This window comes from Aeromicrobium sp. Sec7.5, from assembly GCF_036867135.1.
GTDB lineage: Bacteria > Actinomycetota > Actinomycetes > Propionibacteriales > Nocardioidaceae > Aeromicrobium.
This window is the reverse complement of sequence record NZ_JBAJIJ010000002.1, coordinates 214,870-235,848: the sequence shown is the minus strand read 5'-3', so window position 1 is coordinate 235,848 and position 20,979 is coordinate 214,870. Positions and strand designations below refer to the sequence as shown.

Below are 20,979 nucleotides of genomic sequence, written 5' to 3'. Positions count from 1 at the left end.
TCGGGTCCGCGACAATGGGCCCATGCGCCTCGTCGACCTGCTCCCCGACCGTGGGCCGTACGACGAGGACGCCGTCTACGACGCGATCTCCCAGTGGGTCGAGAGCCGCGGCCTGACGCTCTATCCGGCGCAGGACGAGGCGATCCTCGAGTGCGTCGCCGGCTCCAACGTCGTGCTGGCCACGCCGACGGGCTCGGGCAAGAGCCTCGTCGCCACCGGCGCGATGGCGGCGACCCTGGCGCGAGGCGAGTGCAGCGTCTACACCGCACCGATCAAGGCCTTGGTCAGCGAGAAGTTCTTCGACCTCTGCGAGATCTTCGGCGCCGAGAACGTCGGCATGGTCACGGGCGACGCGGCCGTCAACGCCGATGCCCCGATCATCGCCGCGACGGCCGAGATCCTGGCCAACATGGCCCTGCGCGAGGGTGCCGTCGCCGACATCGGCCTGGTCGTGATGGACGAGTTCCACTTCTACGCCGATCCCGACCGGGGGTGGGCGTGGCAGGTGCCCCTGATCGAGCTGCCGAAGGCGCAGTTCCTGCTGATGTCGGCCACGCTCGGCGACACCACGCGGCTCGAGGACGACCTCACGCGCCGCACGGGCCGCGACACCGCCGTGGTCTCCTCGACCGAGCGTCCGGTCCCGCTCGTGAGCGAGTACGTGACGACCCCGGTGCAGGAGACCCTCGAGGAGCTGATCGAGACCGGGCAGACGCCGGTGTACGTCGTCCACTTCACGCAGCTCTCGGCCCTCGAGCGGGCGCAGGCGCTGACGAGCATCAAGGTCGCGACGCGTGAGGAGCGCGACCGCATCGCCGAGGCCCTCGGTGACTTCCGGTTCTCGTCGGCATTCGGCAAGACGCTCTCGCGGCTCGTGCGCATGGGCGTCGGGGTGCACCACGCGGGCATGCTCCCGCGGTACCGCCGCCTCGTCGAGACGCTCACGCAGCAGGGTCTGCTCAAGGTCGTGTGCGGCACCGACACGCTCGGCGTCGGCATCAACGTGCCGATCCGCACCGTGCTGTTCAGCGGCCTCAGCAAGTACGACGGCACGAGGCAGCGCCAGCTGCAGGTCCGCGAGTTCCAGCAGATCGCCGGCCGCGCCGGTCGCGCCGGCTACGACACGATCGGCCACGTCGTGGTGGAGGCGCCCGAGCACGAGATCGAGAACGCACGACTCGTGCGCAAGGCCGGTGACGACCCGAAGAAGCAGCGCAAGATCCAGCGCAAGAAGCCGCCCGAGGGCTTCGTGTCGTGGGGGCAGGGCACCTTCGAGAAGCTCTCCACCGGCACGCCGGAGCCGCTCGTCTCCCGCATGCGGGTCAGCCACGCGATGGTGCTCGACGTCGTGAGCCGCCCCGGCGACGCGCGCGCCTCGCTCGAGCGGCTCCTGCGCGAGAGTGGGGAGACCGAAGAGTCGCAGGACCGGATGCTGGCCGAGGTCGAGGGCATCATCGAGGCGCTGCTCGCCGGCGAGGTCGTCGAGGCCGTCGACCCGCCAGACGCCGAGGGCCGCACGCTGCGTCTCACGATCGACCTGCAGGCCAACTTCGCGCTGAACCAGCCGCTGTCGCCGTTCGCGGTCGCGGCGCTCGACCTGCTCGACCGCGAGGCACCCACCTACGCGCTCGACGTCGTCTCGGTCGTCGAGTCGACCCTCGACGACCCGCGCCCCATCATCAACGCCCAGCGCCACCGGGCCCGGGGCGAGGCGATCGGCGAGATGAAGATGGACGGCATCGAGTACGACGAGCGCATGGAGCTGCTGGAGGAGGTCACGCACCCGAAGCCGCTCGAGGAGCTGCTGACCGCCGGGTACGAGGCGTACCGGATCGGACACCCCTGGGTCGCCGACCACGAGCTCAAGCCGAAGTCGGTCGTGCGCGAGATGTGGGAGCGCGCCATGACGTTCTCGGAGCTCATCGGCGACTACCAGCTCGCGCGGTCCGAGGGGCTCGTGCTCCGGTACCTGTCCGACGTCTACAAGACCCTCGGTCGCACCGTGCCCGAGAAGGCCCGCAACACCGAGCTCGAGGACCTCACCGAGTGGCTCGGCGAGCTCGTGCGGCAGACCGACTCCAGCCTGCTCGACGAGTGGGAGGAGCTCATCAACCCCGGTGACGACCCCGCCGTCGTGCGGCCGAAGGCCGACGGCACGGCGCCGCCCCGGCCCGTCACCGGCAACGCGCGGGCCTTCCGGGTGCTGGTGCGCAACGCCCTCTTCCGACGGGTCGAGCTCGCCGCGTTCGGCCGGTGGACCGAGCTCGGCGGGCTCGACGGCGACGACGGGTGGGACGCGGTGGCCTGGATGGAGGCCATGGCGGCCTACCGCGAGGAGTACCCCGAGATCGGCACGGGCCCCGAGGCGCGCGGCCCGCAGCTCTTCATGGTCGACGAGAGCACGCCCGCGTCCTTCGAGCCCGGCTCACGCGCGTGGACGGTCCGTCAGGTGTTCCTCGACCCCGAGGGCGACCGCGACTGGGGCATCACCGCCGAGGTCGACCTCGACGCCTCCGACGAGGCCGGCGAAGCCGTGCTGCGGATCATCGCCGTGGGCCCTCACGAGTAAGTACCGCTCGCGAGAGACTTTGTTGGTGCACAGGAGAGACTTTGTTGGTGGTCAGGAGCAAACAAGGTCGCTCGTGACCACCAACAAACTCTCTCGCGAGCGCAACGTCAGGCGGCGGTCTTCTCGCGCTTCGCGGCGGTGTGCCAGATGAAGTCGTCGGTCTCGACCTGGCGCAGGTGCCACCAGTAGCGGAACGTGAACCCGGGCCAGATCGTGCGGTTCTTGCCCTGGCTGTCGAGGTACCAGCTGGTGCAGCCGCCCTGGCTCCACACGCCCTTGGACACCTTCTCCTGCACCTGGTCGTTGAACTCGCTCTGGGCCTGCGACGTCGGCTGAACCGCCCCGGCGCCGCGGGCGTCCATCGCCTGCAGCAGCTTGACGATCCACTTGGTCTGCTGCTCGATCATGAACACGACCGAGTTGTGGCCGAGCGCCGTGTTGGGCCCGAGGAGCAGGAAGAAGTTCGGGAAGTGCGTCACGGCGACGCCGTTGTACGTCTCGATGCCGCCCTCGTCGAACGTCTTCGAGAGGTCGCGCCCGCCCTCGCCGGTGACGTGCACCCACTGGAACGCGTCGGTCACGTGGAAGCCGGTGCCGTAGATGATGACGTCGACCTCGCGGAAGTCGCCGTCCTTCGTGCGGATGCCGGTGGCGGTGATCTCCTCGACGCCGGTGTCGATGAGCTCGACGTTCTCCTGGTTGTACACCGGGATGTAGTTGTCGGTCTTGAGCACGCGCTTGCAACCGAGGCGGTAGTCGGGGATGAGCTTCTCGGCGGTCGCGGGATCGTTGACGGTCTTGCGGATGTAGCCCGAGACCTTCTTCTCGACGACCGAGGTGATGTTCTGCAGCGGGCCGGTGAAGCCCAGCTGGGTCGCCTCGTTCATCCAGTAGTGCATGTTGCGGTAGGCGCGGGTGCCGCCGGGCACCTTCGAGATGAAGGTCTTCTTCCGGCCGGTGATGTCGTGGTTCGACTTCGGCACGACCCAGGGCGCGGTGCGCTGGTGAACGTCGAGCTGGCCCACGATCGGCGCGATCTGGGGGATGAACTGGATCGCGCTCGCGCCCGTGCCGATGACCGCGACACGCTTGCCGGTCAGGTCGACGTCGTGGTCCCACTGCGCGGAGTGGAAGCGAGCGCCCTTGAACGACTCGGCGCCCTTGATCTTCGGGATGTTGGGGATGTGCAGGCCACCGATGCCCGAGACCAGCACGCGGGTGTCGTACGTCTCGCCGTTGGTGGTCACGGTCCAGCGCTGGGCGTCCTCGTCCCAGGTGGCGCCGGTCATCTCGGTGTTGAAGTGGATGACCTCGTGCAGGCGGTGCTTCTGGGCGACCCCGCGCATGTACGCGTGGATCTCGGCCTGGCCCGAGTACTCGCGCGACCACTCGGGGTTGAGCTCGTACGAGAACGAGTACATGTGGCTCTGGACGTCGCACTCCGCGCCGGGGTAGGTGTTGTCGCGCCAGGTGCCGCCGACGTCGTCGGCCTTCTCGAGCACGATGAAGTCGGTCCGTCCGGCCTCGCGAAGCTTCATGGCCATGCCCATGCCGGAGAAGCCGCTGCCGATGATGAGGGTGTCGGTGCTGATCACATTTCAGATACTATCGGTATCTGAGTGCTGCGCCAAGACGGAACGGCATCGATGTGAGGAGAGCGACGTGACGGTCGACGGAACGCGGATCACCCGGGCCGAGCGCCAGGCGCAGACGCGCGAGCGTCTCGTGGAGGTCGCTCGCGACCTCTTCCTGACCGAGGGGTACGCGGCCACGGCCCTCGACAAGGTGGCGGTCGCGGCCGGATTCTCCAAGGGTGCCGTCTACTCCAACTTCGCCGGCAAGGAAGAGCTGTGCCTGGCCGTGCTCGACAGCATGCACGCCGAGCAGATCGAGGGGATCGTCGAGGCGTTCAGCGCCCGTACCGACCTCGACGGCCGGATCGACGCCTTCGTGGAGTGGGCGCGCCGCAGCGTCGGCAGCCCGCGCTACACCGCGCTCGAGGTCGAGTTCGCCGCAGCCGCCCGCCACAGCCCGTTCGTCGCGCGCGAGCTCGTGAAGCGGCACCGCGAGATGCGGTCGATGGCCGCCGGTCTGATCGCTCAGATCGCCGAGGAGGAGGGCTTCGAGCTCGCGCTCACGCCCGATCAGGCGGCGACGTCGCTGCTGAGCCTCGGCATCGGCATGGGGGCCATGCGCTCGCTCGACAGCTCGATCGACGTCGGCGTCTTCGCCCCCGCGATCCGTGCCCTCGTCCGCCCGCGCGACAGCTAGAACGACAACGCTCCCCGCCATTGGCACCAGCCATGGCGAGGAGCGAAGCGACGAGAAGTACTCCGGGCGAAGCCCGGCCCAGGACCGCCTCGAGCCGCCAGAACGACGACGCTCCCCGCCGCTGGCGTTAACCAGTGGCGAGGAGCGAAGCGACGAGAAGTACTCCGGGCGAAGCCCGGCCGCGACGAAGTCGCGGAGACGCGCGGAGCGCGTCAGTACCCTCCGTTGTCGGTGAAGCGCTGGAAGCTGGCGCGGATCTCGGCCTCGGCCTCCTCGCGGCCGACCCACAGGGAGCCCTTCTCGACGAACTTGTCGGGCTCGAGGTCCTTGTAGGTCTCGAAGAAGTGCTGGATCTCGCCGCGGTCGAACTCGGCCACGTCGGTGATGTCCTGCAGGTGCACCTGGCGCGGGTCGGTGGCCGGGACGCACAGGATCTTGTCGTCGCCGCCGGCGTCGTCGGTCATCTTGAACATGCCGATCGCCCGGCACTCGATGACGCAGCCCGGGAACGTCGGGAACGGCAGGACGACGAGGGCGTCCAGCGGGTCGCCGTCGTTGCCGAGCGAGTCGTCGATGAACCCGTAGTCGGCCGGGTAGGTCATCGAGGTGAAGAGCGTGCGGTCCAGACGGAGCCGGTGCGTCTTGTGGTCGAGCTCGTACTTGTTGCGCTCGCCCTTGGGAATCTCCACGGTGACGTCGAAGATCACATGTCCTCCAGGTGGTGGCCGGCCGGAGTCGCTCACGGCAGGTCGTCAGTCGTCGGTGGCCGTCCACTCCGATGATCCGAGGCGGGAGGCCGTCTCTATAGTCTGGCCCATGTGACGTCGCGCAACAGCCACCGGGTGCGGAAAAGCACTGGGAGGCGAGTCCTGGGTGTCCTTTCCTGGGCCATGGCACTCGTGGTCCTGGCAGGTGCCGTCGCCGGTGGCGTGGTGCTGCACCAGCGGGGGGCGCTGAACGACTTCCTCTGCGGCGGCGACTGCGGCGACCGGTACGTGTCCGAGCCGGAGGCGCTCCGGGCGCCCGGCCCCGCCGACCAGACGGTGTCCGCGGTTCCGCCGGCGTCGGCCGATGCCACGGCGGTCGCCCGGGCGGTCGAGTCGGCCTCCGGACAGCCGATCCTCGGGCCGCACGTCGGCGTCTCGGTGCGCGAGCTCGACGGCGACGAGCTGCTCATGACCTCGCCCGACGCCTTCATCCCGGCCTCCACCACCAAGCTCCTCACGGGGTACGCGGCGTTGACCACGCTCGACCCTCAGGAGCGGTTTCGCACCACGACGGTGCTCGACGGCGATCGCCTCGTCCTCGTGGGCGGCGGCGACCCCTATCTCATGGCCACGCCGGCCGACCGAGGTTTCGCGGCTCGTGCCGACCTCGCCACCCTCGCCGACCGCACGGCGCAGGCGCTGGTCGAGCAGGGCGTGACCCAGGTGCGGCTGGATTACGACGACACCCTGTTCACCGGCCCTGCCGACAATCCGACGTGGGAGCCGTCCTACGCCTCCCAGAACCAGGTCAGTCCCATCACGGCCCTGTGGGTCGATCGCGGTCGCATCGACCAGCGCCGGGTCGAGGACCCCTCGGGCTCGGCGGCCGGGATCTTCGCGGCGCAGCTGGTCGAGCGGGGCATCGCGGTCGGCGAGGTCCAGCCCGGCCAGGCCCCGGTCGACGCGGCGCCGGTCGCCCAGGTCGAGGGCCCCACCGTGGCGCAGGCCGTCGAGCGCATGGCGGTCACGAGCGACAACGGGGCCGCCGAGGTGATCGCTCGGCAGGTCGCCCTCGGGTCCGGGGCCGAGCCCAGCTTCGAGGGCGCCACGAGCTCGATCGTCGCGGCGCTCGAGTCCGGGGGCATCGACACGTCGGGACTCGTGCTCCGGGACGGCAGCGGTCTGTCGCGGCAGAACCGCATCGCGCCGTCGACCCTGACCTCGGTCGTGGCCGCCGCCGAGCTCGCCGCGCCCCAGCTCACGGGCGACCTGCCGGTGGCGGGGTTCACCGGCACGCTGGTGGAGCGGTTCGTGGGGCTCGCCGGCCGCGGACTGGCGCGGGTCAAGACGGGGGCGCTCAACCAGGTGCACTCGCTCGCCGGCACGGTCACGACCGCCGACGGCGTGGTGCTGACCGTGGCCGTCATGGTCGACCAGGCCGACGTGGCCCTGGCGCTCGACGCACGGGCGGCGGTCGACGCCGTCGTGGCGTCGCTCGCCGCCTGCAGCTGCGCGGCCTGACGGGGCCGGCGCCGGTCCAGCGCACTTGGGCGCGGGACCGTAGGTTGAGGGGCATGATCGATTGGCGGCTCGCCCGCAGCACGGGAGCACGTCTCAGCCGTCCTGGACCCGAGGTCTCCCCGGGCGAGGCGGCCGAGATCGTCGAGGAGCTCCGGGTTGCGGCCGTCCGGTCGCAGGGCCCGGTGCGCGACTTCACGGGCCTGTCGGCCCCCACCGACGCCACCCCGATCCTCGTCGTCGACCGTCCGCGCTGGATCGAGGCGAACCTCGGATCGTTCTCCGGGCTGCTCGGCCCGGCGCTCGACAAGCTCGACGAGCGCAGCAGCCCGCTCGTGCGGCGCGTGGGTGGTGCCGTCAGCGGCGCCGAGCTCGGTGCGGTCCTGGCCCTCGTCTCGAGCCGGGTGCTCGGACAGTTCGACCCGTTCTGGACCGGACCCGGCGGCGAGCCGGGCCGTCTGCTGCTCGTCGCGCCCAACGTGGTCCAGATCGAGCGCAAGCTCGAGGTCGTCCCGGCTGACTTCCGCCTGTGGGTCTGCCTCCACGAGGAGACCCACCGGGTCCAGTTCACCGCCAACCCGTGGCTGCGCGACCACCTCCGCAGCATCGTGCAGGAGTTCCTCGACCAGACCGACTCGGAGTCGATGGGGCACGTCCTGGAGCAGATCGGGCGGGCGGTCCGCGGTGAGATCGAGCTGTCGCTGGCCGAGCTGTTCCAGACCGAGGAGCAGCGCCGCCTGGTCGGCAAGGCCACGGGCGTCATGTCGCTGCTGGAGGGCCACGCCGACGTCGTGATGGACGGGGTGGGTCCGGAGGTGGTGCCCACGGTCGCCACGATCCGCCGTCGCTTCACCCAGCGTCGCGACCAGGCGAGCCCGATCGACCGCCTCGTCCGCAAGCTGCTCGGGATGGAGGGCAAGCTGCGCCAGTACAAGGAGGGCGCGGAGTTCGTGCGCGCCGTGGTCGACCGGGTCGGGATGGACGGGTTCAACGCCGTCTGGACCTCGCCCGAGACCCTGCCCTCCCACGAAGAGGTCCTCGAACCGAAGCTCTGGCTCGACCGCGTCCACGCCTGACCGCTCGCGAGAGACTTTGTTGGTGGTCACGAGCGAGTTTGTTGGTGGTCACGAGTGACTTTGTTGCGGCGGGCGCTCGGCGGTCCGCACGAACTCTCTCCTCGCCACCAACAAAGTCTCTCCTCGCCACCAACAATCTCTCTCGCGAGCGGAACGGCTGAGAGGGTGGGGGCGTGGGCGGAGGACGGATGGACCCGGCGGTGGCGGCGGGGCGCGCCGCGGTCCGTGACGCGCTGGGCGACGTCGCGCCGGGCAGCGCCGTCGTGGTCGGCGTCTCCGGCGGTGCCGACTCGCTGGCCCTGGCCGCGAGCCTCGCGTTCGTGGGGAGCCGTGCCGACTGGCACGTGACCGCGGTGGTCGTCGACCACGGTCTGCAGGCCGGGTCCGCGGAGGTCGCGGCGCGCGCTGCCGCCCAGTGTCGCGACCTGGGCCTCGCGGCGGAGGTCGCGACCGTGGCCGTGGGGGAGGAGGGCGGACCCGAGGCGGCGGCTCGCACCGCCCGGCACGCAGCGCTGCAGACGCGGTCCGCCGAGCTCGGAGCCGTGGCCCTCTGCCTCGCGCACACCCTGGACGACCAGGCCGAGACGGTCCTGCTGGGCCTCGGCCGCGGCTCGGGACCACGGTCGCTCGCCGCGATGGCGACGCGCACCGGCCTGGTGCGACGACCGTTCCTCGGTCTTCGTCGCCTCGACACCGAGGCGGTCTGCGCGGCGCTCGGCCTCGTCCCCTGGCACGACCCCCACAACGCCGACCCCCGGTTCCGGCGCTCGCGCGTGCGGCACGAGCTGATGCCGCTCCTCGACGACGTGCTCGACGGCGGCGTCGCCGAGGCGTTGGCGCGCACCGCGGAGCAGCTCCGGCGTGACACGGAGCTGTTGGAGTCGCTGGCCGCGGGCTGGCTCGACGCCCACCCCGAGCCGAGGATCCCCGAGATCGCGGCGCAGCACCCGGCGGTGCGCAGCCGGGTGCTGCGCCGGCTCGCGCTCGCGGCCGGGGCGTCGGCCGGTGACCTGACGGCCGCTCACCTCGCGCACCTCGACGGCCTGGTGACCGACCTCCGCGGCGGTCGACGGATCGAGCTGCCCGGCGGTATCGCCTGCACTCGGGAGGCCGATCGCCTGGTCTTCGTCCCGACCCCGCCCGTGCCGTGACGCTGTGGCACCCTGAACCCGTGGACCGCGCAGACATCGAAGCCGATCTCGACCTCAGCCAGACGCTCTTCACGGAGGAGCAGATCCAGGCTCGACTCCGGGAGATCGCGCAGCAGATCCAGGCCGACTACGAGGGCCGCGACGTCCTGCTCGTGGGCGTGCTCAAGGGCGCGGTCATGGTCATGGCCGACCTGGCCCGGTCGCTCGACCGCCACGTCGAGATGGACTGGATGGCGGTCTCGTCGTACGGCTCGGGCACCAAGAGCTCGGGCGTCGTGCGCATCCTCAAGGACCTCGACGCCGACATCAGCGGTCGTGACGTCCTGATCGTCGAGGACATCATCGACACCGGCCTCACGCTGTCGTGGCTCGTCGCCAACCTGAAGTCGCGCAAGCCGGCCTCGGTCGAGATCGCCACGCTGCTGCGCAAGCCCGACGCCCTGCAGATGGAGGTCGACGTCAAGTACGTGGGCTTCGACATCCCCAACGCCTTCGTGGTCGGCTACGGCCTCGACTACGGAGAGCGCTACCGCAACCTGCGCTGCATCGGCACGCTCGCCGAGCACGTCTACCGCTGAACCGTCCTGCGATGCCGGGCCTCGAGCCCGTGCGGGCGGAACCTGACGGGTCCTCCGGACGTTGCTCACGCGTGACCTGTGCGCGTGTACGGTTCACCTACCGTCGATTCGCCGAGGAGAGGGTGGGCTGACGCCCCATGAATGTCAAGAAGATCGTGAAGGGCCCCTGGCTCTGGATCGTGGTCATCGCCCTCGTCGTGATCGGCATCCTGCAGTTCTCGTCCTCCTCCGACGGCTACCGCGAGGTCGAGACGTCGACCATGGTCAAGTACCTCGAGAACGACGAGGTCGAGACGGTCACGTTCGTCGAGGGTGAGCAGCAGATCCAGGCGACCCTCAAGAAGGACGACGAGCATGTCCGGGCCACGTGGCTCGGTGAGCAGGGTGCGCGCCTCGTGGAGTCCGCCGAGACCGCCGTCGCCGACAAGCAGCTCAAGAGCTTCGACGTCGAGAACCCCACGACCAACACGTTCGTGTCGCTGCTCTTCACGCTCCTGCCGATCCTGCTGATCGTGCTGGTGCTCTTCTGGTTCATGGGCCGCATGCAGGGCGGTGGCGGCGGTGTCATGAAGTTCAGCAAGTCCAAGGCCAAGCTCATGACCAAGGACACCCCGCAGACCACGTTCGCCGACGTCGCCGGCTGCGACGAGGCGATCGAGGAGCTCGGCGAGATCAAGGAGTTCCTCGCGGAGCCGGCCAAGTTCCAGGCCGTCGGTGCGAAGATCCCGAAGGGCGTCCTGCTCTACGGTCCGCCCGGCACCGGCAAGACGTTGCTCGCCCGCGCCGTCGCCGGTGAGGCCGGCGTGCCGTTCTACTCGATCTCGGGCTCGGACTTCGTCGAGATGTTCGTCGGCGTCGGCGCGAGCCGCGTGCGCGACCTCTTCGAGCAGGCCAAGGCGAACGCCCCGGCCATCGTCTTCATCGACGAGATCGACGCGGTCGGACGTCACCGCGGCACGGGCATGGGCGGCGGCCACGACGAGCGCGAGCAGACCCTCAACCAGCTCCTGGTCGAGATGGACGGCTTCGACGTCCGCGGAGGCGTCATCCTGATCGCGGCCACCAACCGCCCCGACGTCCTCGACCCGGCGCTGCTGCGTCCGGGCCGTTTCGACCGCCAGATCGGCGTCGAGGCGCCCGACCTGCGCGGACGCGAGACGATCCTCAAGGTCCACGCGCGCGGCAAGCCGCTCGGTCCGGACGTCGACCTGCACGCCGTCGCCAAGCGCACGCCCGGCTTCAGCGGTGCCGACCTCGCCAACGTGCTCAACGAGGCCGCGCTGCTCACGGCCCGCAACGGCGACAAGGTCATCACCAACGAGGCCCTCGACGAGGCGATCGACCGGGTCATGGCCGGACCGCAGAAGCGCACGCGCCTCATGAACGAGAGTGAGCGGCTCGTCACGGCCTACCACGAGGGTGGCCACGCGCTCGTGGCTGCGGCGCTGCCGCAGAGCGACCCCGTGCACAAGATCACGATCCTGCCGCGCGGGCGCGCCCTGGGGTACACGATGGTGCTGCCCGACGAGGACAAGTACAGCCAGACGCGCGCCGAGCTGCAGGACAAGCTCGCGTACATGATGGGCGGCCGCGCGGCTGAGGAGCTCGTGTTCCACAACCCCACGACGGGCGCGGGCAACGACATCGAGAAGGCCACCGGGCTGGCCAAGGCCATGGTCACGCAGTACGGCATGAGTGACCGGATCGGCGCCATCAAGCTGGGCAGCGACAACAGCCAGCCGTTCCTCGGCGCCGGCACCGGCATGGGTCACTCGCGCGACTACTCCGAGCGGGTCGCCGCGGTCGTCGACGAGGAGGTCACGGTCCTCATCACGAACGCGCACCAGGAGGCCTTCGACATCCTCCACGAGAACCGCGACGTCCTCGACGCGCTCGTCGTGGAGCTCATGGAGAAGGAGACGCTCGACAAGGCCCAGGTGGCCCGCATCTTCGAGCCCCTGCGTCGCCGGCAGATCCGTCCGCCGTGGACCGGGTCCGACACGCGGGTGCCCTCTGACGAGCCGCCGGTCGTCATCGCTCCGGCCCAGCCCCCCGTCTCCGACGGGGGCGTCAACATCGGCCCCGTCGTCGACGGAACGGACTGATCCGTGGCCGTCGACCTGCCTCGGGCCGAGGCGGCCGTCCGCGAGCTGCTGTTCGCGATCGGCGAGGACCCCGACCGGGAGGGGCTGCGCGAGACGCCCGCCCGGGTCGCGCGGTCCTACGGTGAGCTCGTGGCGGGCCTCGACCAGGACCCCGCCGAGGTCCTCAACGCGACGTTCGACGTCGGTCACGACGAGCTCGTGCTCGTCAAGGACATCGAGATGTGGAGCATGTGCGAGCACCACCTGGTGCCGTTCTTCGGCGTCGCCCACATCGGCTACATCCCGGCTGCCGAGGGCAACGTCACCGGCCTGTCCAAGCTGGCCCGCCTCGTCGACGTCTTCGCCCGGCGCCCCCAGGTGCAGGAGCGGCTCACGACCCAGATCGCCGACGCGTTGATCGAGGTGCTCAATCCCCGGGGCGTGATCGTGGTGATCGAGGCCGAGCACCTGTGCATGACGATGCGAGGCGTCCGCAAGGGCGGCGCCAGGACGATCACGAGCGCGGTCCGCGGTCAGCTGCGTGAGGTGGCCACCCGGAACGAGGCGATGAACCTCATCAAGGGATCGTGACCCGGCCACTGGTCCCCGGCCTCGCCGGTGCCCCCGGCGCGGACCGCACCCTCGTCATGGGGGTCGTGAACGTCACCCCTGACTCCTTCTCCGACGGTGGTCTATGGCTCGACGCCGACGCGGCGGCCGCCCGCGGCAGGAGCCTCGTGGCCGACGGCGCCGACCTCGTCGACGTGGGCGGCGAGTCCACCCGGCCCGGCGCCCAGCGGGTCGACGAGGCGACCGAGCTCGAGCGGGTCGTCCCCGTCGTCCGGGCCCTCGCGCGCGACGGTGTGGCGGTCTCGGTCGACACGATGCGCGCCTCCGTGGCGGCGGCGGCGTGGGACGCAGGTGCCGCGCTCGTCAACGACGTCTCGGGCGGCCGGGCCGATCCCGACATGCTGCGTGTCGTGGCCGACGCGGGTGCGCCGTTCGTCGTGATGCACTGGCGGGCCCACTCCGCCGCGATGCAGGACGCCGACCACACGCACTACGACGACGTCGTGGCCGACGTGCGGACCGAACTCCTGCTGCAGGTCACTGACGCGCTCGCTGCGGGCGTCGCGGCCGACCGCCTAGTGGTCGACCCCGGTCTGGGCTTCTCCAAGACCGGTTCGCAGAACTGGGAGGTGCTCGAGCGTCTCGGCGTGTTCGCCGACCTCGGGCACCCGTTGCTCGTGGCGGCCAGCCGCAAGCGGTTCCTGGGCGAGCTCCTGGCGTCCCACGACGGGCTGAGACCGGCGGCGGACCGTGACGACGCCTCCGCGGCCGTCTCGACGCTGTCGGCGCTGGCGGGCGCCTGGGCGGTCCGCGTCCACGAGGCCCGACCGTCGGCCGACGCCGTCCGCGTCGTGGCCCGTCTGCGAGGATCGACGCGTGACTGAGGCGCGGAGAACCCCATGAGCGGCGACGTGCTCGCGGTCCATCGCAGCTTCTACGAGTCGATCGAGTCCGGCGACGTCGACCTGATGGCGGCGCTCTGGATCGACCGGCCCGACACCTCCTGCGCCCATCCGGGCACGATGCCGGTCCGTGGCACCCCCACAATCCTGCGCTCCTGGACGATGCTCATGGCGCAGGCGGGCTACCTGCAGTTCTTCCTGACCGACGTGCACGCGTCGTACACCTCCGACGGCGCCGTCGCGATCGTCACCTGCACCGAGAACATCCTGTCGGGTGCCGGCCTGGAGAGCGCCGACGGCTTCGCCGGCGGACGCGTCACGAGCACCAGTGTCCTGGTGCTGCGCCAGGGGCGCTGGCTCTTCCACACGCGTCACGCGTCGCCCGTCATCGACTTCGACGCCGAGACCACCGAGGAGGACTGACGTGGCGATCCCCGACGGGCTCGACCGGATCGAGCTGACCGGCCTGCGCGGGTTCGGCCACCACGGCGTGTTCGACCACGAGCGTCGCGACGGGCAGGAGTTCGTCGTCGACGCCGTGCTGGGCCTGGACCTCACGGCAGCAGGCCGGACGGACGACCTGACCGAGACGGTGCACTACGGCGAGCTGGCCGACGGCATCCACGCGATCCTCGTGGGTCCGCCCGTGGACCTCATTGAGTCCCTGGCGCTGCGTATGGTGGACTTGTGTCTCAGGGACGCCCGCGTGCAGTGGGCGAGCGTCACGGTGCACAAGCCGAACGCGCCCATCACGCCCACGTTCACCGACGTGGCCGTCACGATCGAGCGGAGCAGACAGTGACCGAATCGCCCACCCCCTACGTGCTGGACGCGGACACCATGACCGGTGGCATGCGCCCCATCCGCCAGGCCGTCCTCGCGATCGGCTCGAACCTGGGCGATCGTCACGCCCGCCTCCAGGGCGCCGTCTCGGCGCTCGAGGACACCCCTGAGGTGCAGGTCGTCGCGATCTCCTCGGTCTACGAGACCGAGCCCGTCGGCTCCCCGTCGGACTCCGACAAGTTCCTCAACGCCGTGGTCCTGATCGACACGACCCTCACGGTGCACACCCTCCTCGATCGCGCACTGGCCATCGAGGACGCCTTCGGTCGCGAGCGCGCCGAGACCAACGCGCCGCGCACGCTCGACGTCGACGTCATCGTGGTCGGCGAGCGGGTGGCCGACGACGAGCAGCTGCAGCTCCCGCACCCGCGGGCCCACGAGCGCGGCTTCGTGCTCGTGCCGTGGCTCGAGATCGACCCCGAGGGCCAGATCCCCGGGCATGGCTTCGTGGCCGACCTCATCGGTGGTGTCGACACTGCCGGCGTGGTCAAGCGCGAGGATCTCGAGATCCTGCTCTGAGACGATGAGGTCCGTGCGCCCGACCTCGATCCGGTTGCTGGCCCTCGTGGTCAGCGCCGGGCTCGTGGTGGGTGCCGGCCTGCCGGTCCTGGTCCGCCGCCTCGGCGGCGACGTCCCGCTGCTCTCGTGGGGCCCGGCCCTGCTGCTCGCCGCGGCTGCCGGGGTCGTGGCCATCGTCGCGCGGGTCACGTGGAAGGCGGTCCACCAGGACCACCAGCGCGTCAACGCCGATCGGGCGCTGTTCCACCTGGCGCTGGCCCAGGCCTCCTCTCGGGTCGGGGCGCTGCTGCTCGGCGGCTACGCCGGGTTCGCGCTGGCCTACCTCGACCTGTTCGAGACCGCCAACGGTCGCGACCGGGTCCTGCACGGTGGCGGGGCCGCCGTCGCCGCGGCGCTGCTGCTCGCGGCAGGACTGGTCATGGAACGGGTCTGTCGCCTGCCCACCGAGGGCGACGAGGACGACGAGGACGACGACGGTTCGCGATCGAAGGCGAGCCCCACCCCCACCTGAAGGCCCCTCGTGCCGGCCTACGGCAGCAGGGTCGAGCGCAGCGTGCCGAGGCCGGCGCCGCCGAGCGCGAGCGCCTCGGCGTGGAAGCGGCGCAGGTCCGGGCCGTGGGTCGCCGTCCAGTCGTCGCGCAGCCGGGTCCACTCGCGCTCGCCGATCTTGTACGACGGCGCCTGGCCGGCCCACCCGAGGTAGCGGTTCGCCTCGAAGCTCACGAAGCCCTCGTCCATGTGCATGTGCTGGCGCATGAAGGGCAGGACGTCGTCGCCGCGCCACGGGCCGCTGCCATCGGGCTTCGGCAGGCCCAGGTGCACCCCGATGTCGACCACGACGCGGGCGGCCCGCTGCCGCTGGGCGTCGAGCATGCCGAGGCGGTCGCCCGGGTCGTCGAGGAAGCCCAGGTCGGCCATGAGCCGTTCGGCGTAGAGCGCCCAGCCCTCGCCGTGGCCGGAGTTCCAGCTGATCCGGCGCCAGCCGTTGAGCGTCGCGGCCGCGGCCACCGCGACGCCGCACTGGAGGTGATGACCGGGGACGCCCTCGTGGTAGACCGTCGTGCGCTCCCGCCACGTGCCGAACTCGGTGACGCCGGGCGGCACGCTCCACCACATGCGCCCGGAGCGGGCGAAGTCCTCGCTCGGTGGCGTGTAGTAGATGCCACCGTTCTGCGTCGGTGCGATGCGGCACTCGAGGGCACGGAGGCGCGGGTCGATGTCGACGTGCACGCCGGCGAGCGCCGAGATCGCTGCGTCGCTCGTCTCCTGCATCCAGGCCCGGAGGGCGTCGGTGCCGTGCAGCGTGCGACCCGGGTCGGCATCGAGCGCGGCGATGGCGTCGGCGACGGAGCCGCCGGGCACGATCTCCTGGGCCACCTCCTCCTGCTCGGTGACCATCCGCTGCAGCTCGTCGACGCCCCACGCGTACGTCTCGTCGAGGTCGACCTCGAGCCCGACGAAGGAGCGGGAGGCCAGCGCGTACGCGTCCCGACCCACCGCGTCGTGGTCGCGCGCCGCCGGGGCGAGGGTGTGGGCCAGGAACTCGCCCAGGCGGGCGTAGCCGGCGATCGCGTCGGCAGCCGCTGCGTGGAGCTCCTGCTGCTGGGACACCGGGCCCTGACCGGCGAGCTCGGCGAAGAACGAGGTCTCGCCGGCCAGCTCGCGGGTCTGCTTGAGCACCTCGCGCACCTGCCGGATCGCCGGGGTCTGGTCGTGCAGGATCCCGTCGGTCAGCGTGGCGACGTAGCCGTCGACGGCTGCCGGCACGTTGCGGAGGCGGCGGGCGACGTGGTGCCAGTCCTCGCCGGAGTCCGTGGGGACCAGGTCGAAGATCTCGCGCAGCCCCTGGGCGGGGGAGGCGATCACGTTGAGGTCGCGCCGCCACTCGCCGGAGGCGAACTGCTCGCCGGTCAGCGCGAGGGTGCGCTCCAGCTCGAGGCCGGTCACGCGGTCGACGTCGTCGACGGGTTCGGTCTCCCGCACCGTGCGGAGCGCCGCGGCCGCCGCGGAGGCGAGTGCGGCGTGGCCGTCGGGGGAGTGGTCGGCGTACTCGCCCTCGCGCCCGGGCCGGCCCAGCTCGACGTGCCACTCGGGCTGCAGCTCCAGCAGGGTGTCCAGCCAGTCCTCGGCCACGCGGTCCATGGGGGTGGGTTCGCGGTTCATGATTCGACGTTAACCCGCGCACCGCCACCGCCCGCTCGTGCATTCGGGCGGTAGGTCACCGGTGGCCTCGCCCCCCGCATGGTCCGTGGCCGCTGGTCACCCGCCCGCCGCCGGGGGTGACGACCAGCTGGCCGAGCGGCAGGTGACCGGGGTCACGGTGGCATGCGGCGGCCCCGGGGATAGACTGGCGTCGTCACTTTGTCTGGTACCCCTCCGGGACTGGAACGAAAGGCAACACCATGTCGCTTGCCCCCGTGGGCATCGTCGGCGCCGGCCGTGTCGGTGCCGTGCTGGGTGCTCGTCTGCGCGCCTCCGGGTATCCGGTCGTCGCGGTCGCCGCCCGGTCCGAGGCGTCCCTCCTGCGAGCGCGGACCTTTCTGCCCGGCGTCCCCGTGCGCGAGGCGGCCGAGGTCGTCGGTGCGAGCGAGGTGCTGGTGCTCGCGGTCCCGGACGACTCCCTCGCGGCCCTCGCCGAGGAGCTCGCGGAGCACGTGCGTCCCGGCCAGCTCGTGATCCACACGAGCGGTCGCCACGGCCGCGCCGTGCTCGCCCCGCTGGCCGAGGTCGGCGCCCGCACCGCGGCGTTCCACCCGGCCATGACGTTCACCGGAAGCGATGTCGACGTCGACCGCCCGTGCGTCGTCGGACTCACCACGACCGACGAGGACCGTGCCGCCGTCGAGGCGCTCGCCCTGGCGGTCGGAGGGACCCCCGTCCACGTCGCCGAGGCTGACCGCGTGGTCTACCACGCAGCCCTGGCCCACGGCGCCAATCACGTCGTCACGGTTCTCAACCAGGCCATGGATCTGCTGCGGTCGATCGGCGTCAGCGACCCGTCGTCCGTGCTCGAGCCGCTGGTCCGGGCGTCCGTGACCAACACGCTCGCCTACGGCGACGCCGCGCTCACCGGACCCGTCGCCCGCGGCGACGCGCACACGGTCGCGGCCCACGTGGGCGCCATCACCGACCGCGAGATCGCGTCCACCTACACCGCCCTCTCGGCCGCCACGATCGAGCGCGCGCTGCGCGACGGACGCGTCGACGAGTCGGCCGCTGCGCAGCTGCGTGGCACTCTCTCCGCGGGGATCGAGCGATGAGCATCAGGGTCGTCCGCACCGCAGCCGAGCTGCGCGGGCTCGACGGCACGATCGCGCTGGTCCCCACGATGGGCGCCCTGCACGACGGTCACGTCCAGCTCATGAAGCACGCCTGCCCGCTGGCCGACACCCTGGTCGCGTCGATCTTCGTCAACCCCACGCAGTTCGGGGCGGGCGAGGACTTCGGCGAGTACCCGCGCACGTGGGACGCCGACCTCGAGCGCTGCGAGGAGGCGGGGGTCGACGCCGTGTTCGCCCCCGAGGTCGCCACGATGTACCCGCACGGCCTCGTCAACCAGGTCATGGTCGACCCCGGCCCGCTCGGCGCGATCCTCGAGGGCGAGCAGCGACCCACCCACTTCCGCGGCGTGCTCACGGTCGTCGCGAAGCTCTTCGGCCTGGTGCGGCCGGACGTCGCGGTCTTCGGCGAGAAGGACTACCAGCAGCTCGCCCTGATCCGTCTGATGGTCGAGACCCTCTGCCTCGACGTCGAGGTCGTCGGCTGCCCCACGGTGCGCGAGGTCGACGGACTCGCGATGAGCTCGCGCAACCGGTACCTGACCCGCGACGAGCGCACGCGCGCCGTCGCCCTGTCGCAGGCCCTCGACGCCGGTGTGGCGGCGGGCCCGCACGGTCCGGACGACGTCCGGGCCGCGGCCCTGGCCCGCCTCGCCGACTTCGGCGTCGTGCCCGACTACGTCGCCCTCACCTCGCCCGACCTGGGTGAGCCCGTCCCCGGTGAGGCCCGACTGCTCATCGCCGCCCGTGTCGGCAAGCCCCGACTCCTCGACAACCGTGCACTCACCCTCGGGCCCGACGCCCTGGGGCACGCCCCGGAAGGAAGCTGACCATGCTCCGCACCCTCATGACCTCCAAGATCCACCGCGCCACCGTGACGCAGGCCGACCTGCACTACGTGGGCTCGGTCACGGTCGACGCCGACCTGCTCGACGCCGCGAACCTCATCCCCGGCGAGCAGGTGCACATCGTCGACATCGACAACGGCGCCCGCCTGGTCACCTACGTCATCGAGGGTGAGCGCGGCTCGGGCGTCATCGGCATCAACGGCGCCGCCGCCCGCATCGTGCAGCCGGGTGACCTCGTGATCCTCATCGCCTACGGCCAGATGGAGGACGCCGAGGCGCGTTCCTTCCAGCCGAACGTGGTCTTCGTCGACGCCGAGAACGGCATCATCGGCACGGGCTCCGACCCGGCCGAGGCGCTGCCCGGCACGGGCCTCATCCGTGGTGACGTGACGCTCGGCAGCGACGTCCGCTCGAACCCCCTGGTCGCGGGCCGCGCGTGACCCTCCTGACCCTGGACGTCGGCAACAGCCAGACCGTCATCGGGGTCTTCGACGGCGAGAAGCTCGTCAACCGCTGGACCGTCTCGTCGGACGCGCGGCGCACGGCCGACGAGTGGTACCTCCTCGCGCTCGGCTTCGTGCGCTCGGCCGGGCTGGCCGACGTCGAGGCCGTCGCGATGTGCTGCACGGTCCCCGCGATCCAGGTCGAGCTGCGTGCCATGCTCGAGCGTCACTACGGCGCCCTCCCGGTCTCGATCGTCGGGCCGGGGGTCAAGACCGGCATTCCGATCCACACCGACAACCCGCGCGAGGTCGGCGCCGACCGCATCGTCAACGCGCTCGCGGCAGCCGAGCTCTACGGCGGGCCGGCCATCGTGGTCGACATGAACGGCACGGCCACGATCCTGGACGTGGTCGACGAGGCGAACCGCTACGTCGGTGGCGCGATCGCCCCGGCGATCGAGCTCTCGCTCGAGGCGCTCGCCCGCCGAGGTGCGCAGCTCCGGAGCGTGGAGCTCGCGATCCCGCGCAGCGTGATCGGCAAGAACACGGTGGAAGCCGTCCAGGCCGGTGCGCTCTACGGGTTCGCCGGCCTGGTCGACGGCCTCGTCGAGCGCATGATCGAGGCGCTCGGGGCCGACGTCGACGACGTGGCCGTGATCGCCACGGGCGCCTACTCCGACGTCGTGATCGACCACTGCCGGACCATCACGCACCGCGACCCGTGGCTGACCCTGACCGGTCTGCGGCTGGTCCACGAGCGCAATCACTCCTGAGGGCGGCAGGAACGCTGCGCGCCGGGCGCAGGCACGCCTGAGCGGTCGGAGGTTCCTCAGTAGGCCGACGGGAGGCCGTAGCGCTCCTCGAGCGTCAGGCCCGAGGTGGTCAGCTCCGTCGCGAGCTCGACGCCGAGGTAGCGCAGGTGCCACGGCTCGTACTTGAAGCCGGTGACCCCTTCCTTGCCGTCGGGGTACCGGATCACGAAGCCGAACCGGTGGGCGTTCGCCGCGACCCACTGGCCGGTGGGCGTCGCGCCGAAGCTCGTCGACAGGCTGTTGACGTCGATCGCGAGGCCGGTCTGGTGCTCGGAGTGGCCGGGACGGGCCATCCCGCGGTCGGCGACCTCCTGGCCCACGTTGGCCACGCGCTGGTTGTAGTTGTCCGCCTGGTGCGCGTGGCTGCGGTAGCCCGACAGGATCCACAGGGACAGCCCGGCCGCGGAGGCCTCGGCCCGCATCGCCGCGAAGGCTGCGTCGACCGCGGGGTCGAGAGCCCCTGGACCGAAGGTGGGCGGGAGCGCGAACGACTTGTTCACGACGACGTGGCCGTCGATGCGGAGCACGCCGTCGGAGCCGAACACGACGCCCGCGAGCTGGTCGATCCTCGTGGGTGCGGCACCGGACGAAGCTCCCGACAGCACGCCTGGCGGCGTCGTCGGTGCAGCGGAGCTCGGTGGCGCCGCCGGGGTCCGGGACGATGCGGCAGGACGACTCCCGGCGACCGTCGCAGCGATCGCCAGCGCGATCGCGACGGTGCCGATCACGAGACCAGCGGTGATCCGCCGGTCGGTCCGGTGCCTGCTCATCAGGGACGACGCTACCCGGATACGGGTGGTCCGGCCCGAC

Annotated in this window: 21 protein-coding genes; 17 read left to right on the top strand and 4 right to left on the bottom strand. The window is 71.2% G+C overall.

The genetic code is table 11. The annotated features are described in order from the left end of the window. Positions 1-22: 22 nt before the first annotated feature. The gene (locus tag V6S66_RS14420) at positions 23-2,569 is read left to right on the top strand and encodes a DEAD/DEAH box helicase (protein WP_334207488.1); all 2,547 of its coding nucleotides are present in this window, start codon (positions 23-25) and stop codon (positions 2,567-2,569) included. A gap of 107 nt (positions 2,570-2,676) precedes the next feature. Here V6S66_RS14420 and V6S66_RS14415 read toward each other — a convergent pair whose 3' ends face one another. Beyond that, positions 2,677-4,164, bottom strand: a complete 1,488-nt coding sequence (locus V6S66_RS14415; RefSeq protein WP_334207487.1) for a flavin-containing monooxygenase — start codon at positions 4,162-4,164, stop codon at positions 2,677-2,679. A gap of 67 nt (positions 4,165-4,231) precedes the next feature. Here V6S66_RS14415 and V6S66_RS14410 point away from each other — a divergent pair, with 67 nt between their 5' ends. After that, a complete protein-coding gene (locus tag V6S66_RS14410) occupies positions 4,232-4,840 on the top strand; it encodes a TetR/AcrR family transcriptional regulator (RefSeq protein WP_334207486.1) in 609 nt (202 codons plus the stop codon). Positions 4,841-5,052: 212 nt separating this feature from the next. Here the strand turns inward: V6S66_RS14410 and V6S66_RS14405 are convergent, their stop codons facing one another. Further along, positions 5,053-5,583, bottom strand: coding sequence for an inorganic diphosphatase (locus V6S66_RS14405; RefSeq protein WP_442885933.1), 531 nt, complete (start codon positions 5,581-5,583; stop codon positions 5,053-5,055). Between the two features lie 147 nt (positions 5,584-5,730). On the opposite strand from V6S66_RS14405, the gene dacB reads away from it, so the two are divergent. The 11 genes from dacB to V6S66_RS14350 all read left to right on the top strand — a co-directional run bounded on the left by dacB (position 5,731) and on the right by V6S66_RS14350 (position 15,299). Continuing rightward, the gene (gene dacB / locus V6S66_RS14400; RefSeq protein ID WP_334207484.1) at positions 5,731-7,068 is read left to right on the top strand and encodes a D-alanyl-D-alanine carboxypeptidase/D-alanyl-D-alanine endopeptidase; all 1,338 of its coding nucleotides are present in this window, start codon (positions 5,731-5,733) and stop codon (positions 7,066-7,068) included. 53 nt (positions 7,069-7,121) lie between these two features. Further along, positions 7,122-8,141, top strand: coding sequence for a zinc-dependent metalloprotease (locus V6S66_RS14395; RefSeq protein WP_334207483.1), 1,020 nt, complete (start codon positions 7,122-7,124; stop codon positions 8,139-8,141). 173 nt (positions 8,142-8,314) lie between these two features. Then, entirely contained in the window at positions 8,315-9,292 is a 978-nt protein-coding gene (gene tilS / locus V6S66_RS14390) for a tRNA lysidine(34) synthetase TilS (RefSeq protein WP_334207482.1), read from the top strand. 20 nt (positions 9,293-9,312) lie between these two features. Continuing rightward, a complete protein-coding gene (hpt, locus tag V6S66_RS14385) occupies positions 9,313-9,870 on the top strand; it encodes a hypoxanthine phosphoribosyltransferase (RefSeq protein WP_334207481.1) in 558 nt (185 codons plus the stop codon). Positions 9,871-10,007: 137 nt separating this feature from the next. Then, positions 10,008-11,975, top strand: a complete 1,968-nt coding sequence (ftsH, locus tag V6S66_RS14380) for an ATP-dependent zinc metalloprotease FtsH (RefSeq protein ID WP_334207480.1) — start codon at positions 10,008-10,010, stop codon at positions 11,973-11,975. Positions 11,976-11,978: 3 nt separating this feature from the next. After that, the gene (gene folE, locus V6S66_RS14375; RefSeq protein WP_334207479.1) at positions 11,979-12,545 is read left to right on the top strand and encodes a GTP cyclohydrolase I FolE; all 567 of its coding nucleotides are present in this window, start codon (positions 11,979-11,981) and stop codon (positions 12,543-12,545) included. 56 nt (positions 12,546-12,601) lie between these two features. Continuing rightward, entirely contained in the window at positions 12,602-13,408 is an 807-nt protein-coding gene (gene folP, locus V6S66_RS14370; RefSeq protein ID WP_334207836.1) for a dihydropteroate synthase, read from the top strand. A gap of 15 nt (positions 13,409-13,423) precedes the next feature. Next, positions 13,424-13,849, top strand: coding sequence for a nuclear transport factor 2 family protein (locus tag V6S66_RS14365; protein WP_334207478.1), 426 nt, complete (start codon positions 13,424-13,426; stop codon positions 13,847-13,849). A 1-nt stretch (position 13,850) separates the two neighbouring features. Further along, positions 13,851-14,228, top strand: coding sequence for a dihydroneopterin aldolase (gene folB, locus V6S66_RS14360; RefSeq protein WP_334207477.1), 378 nt, complete (start codon positions 13,851-13,853; stop codon positions 14,226-14,228). Continuing rightward, a complete protein-coding gene (gene folK, locus V6S66_RS14355) occupies positions 14,225-14,788 on the top strand; it encodes a 2-amino-4-hydroxy-6-hydroxymethyldihydropteridine diphosphokinase (RefSeq protein WP_334207476.1) in 564 nt (187 codons plus the stop codon). The genes folB and folK overlap by 4 nt, the downstream gene beginning before the upstream one ends. Positions 14,789-14,792: 4 nt before the next feature. Further along, a complete protein-coding gene (locus V6S66_RS14350) occupies positions 14,793-15,299 on the top strand; it encodes a DUF3180 family protein (protein ID WP_334207475.1) in 507 nt (168 codons plus the stop codon). Positions 15,300-15,316: 17 nt separating this feature from the next. On the opposite strand, the gene V6S66_RS14345 is transcribed toward V6S66_RS14350, so the two are convergent. After that, a complete protein-coding gene (locus V6S66_RS14345; protein WP_334207474.1) occupies positions 15,317-16,951 on the bottom strand; it encodes a DUF885 domain-containing protein in 1,635 nt (544 codons plus the stop codon). A 179-nt stretch (positions 16,952-17,130) separates the two neighbouring features. On the opposite strand from V6S66_RS14345, the gene V6S66_RS14340 reads away from it, so the two are divergent. From V6S66_RS14340 to V6S66_RS14325, 4 genes are read left to right on the top strand one after another with little or no spacing between them, the layout of a single operon-like run. Continuing rightward, entirely contained in the window at positions 17,131-18,048 is a 918-nt protein-coding gene (locus V6S66_RS14340; protein WP_334207835.1) for a Rossmann-like and DUF2520 domain-containing protein, read from the top strand. Next, positions 18,045-18,896 carry a pantoate--beta-alanine ligase gene (gene panC, locus V6S66_RS14335; RefSeq protein WP_334207473.1) on the top strand — a complete coding sequence of 284 codons (852 nt, stop codon included), beginning with the start codon at positions 18,045-18,047 and terminating at the stop codon, positions 18,894-18,896. Before V6S66_RS14340 ends, panC begins: the two co-directional genes overlap by 4 nt. A gap of 2 nt (positions 18,897-18,898) precedes the next feature. After that, entirely contained in the window at positions 18,899-19,354 is a 456-nt protein-coding gene (gene panD / locus V6S66_RS14330; protein ID WP_334207472.1) for an aspartate 1-decarboxylase, read from the top strand. Continuing rightward, positions 19,351-20,130 (top strand): type III pantothenate kinase, encoded by a 780-nt coding sequence (locus V6S66_RS14325; protein WP_334207471.1) that lies wholly within the window; start codon positions 19,351-19,353, stop codon positions 20,128-20,130. The genes panD and V6S66_RS14325 overlap by 4 nt, the downstream gene beginning before the upstream one ends. 56 nt (positions 20,131-20,186) lie before the next feature. On the opposite strand, the gene V6S66_RS14320 is transcribed toward V6S66_RS14325, so the two are convergent. Beyond that, the gene (locus V6S66_RS14320) at positions 20,187-20,939 is read right to left on the bottom strand and encodes a M15 family metallopeptidase (protein ID WP_334207470.1); all 753 of its coding nucleotides are present in this window, start codon (positions 20,937-20,939) and stop codon (positions 20,187-20,189) included. Positions 20,940-20,979 lie beyond the last annotated feature (40 nt).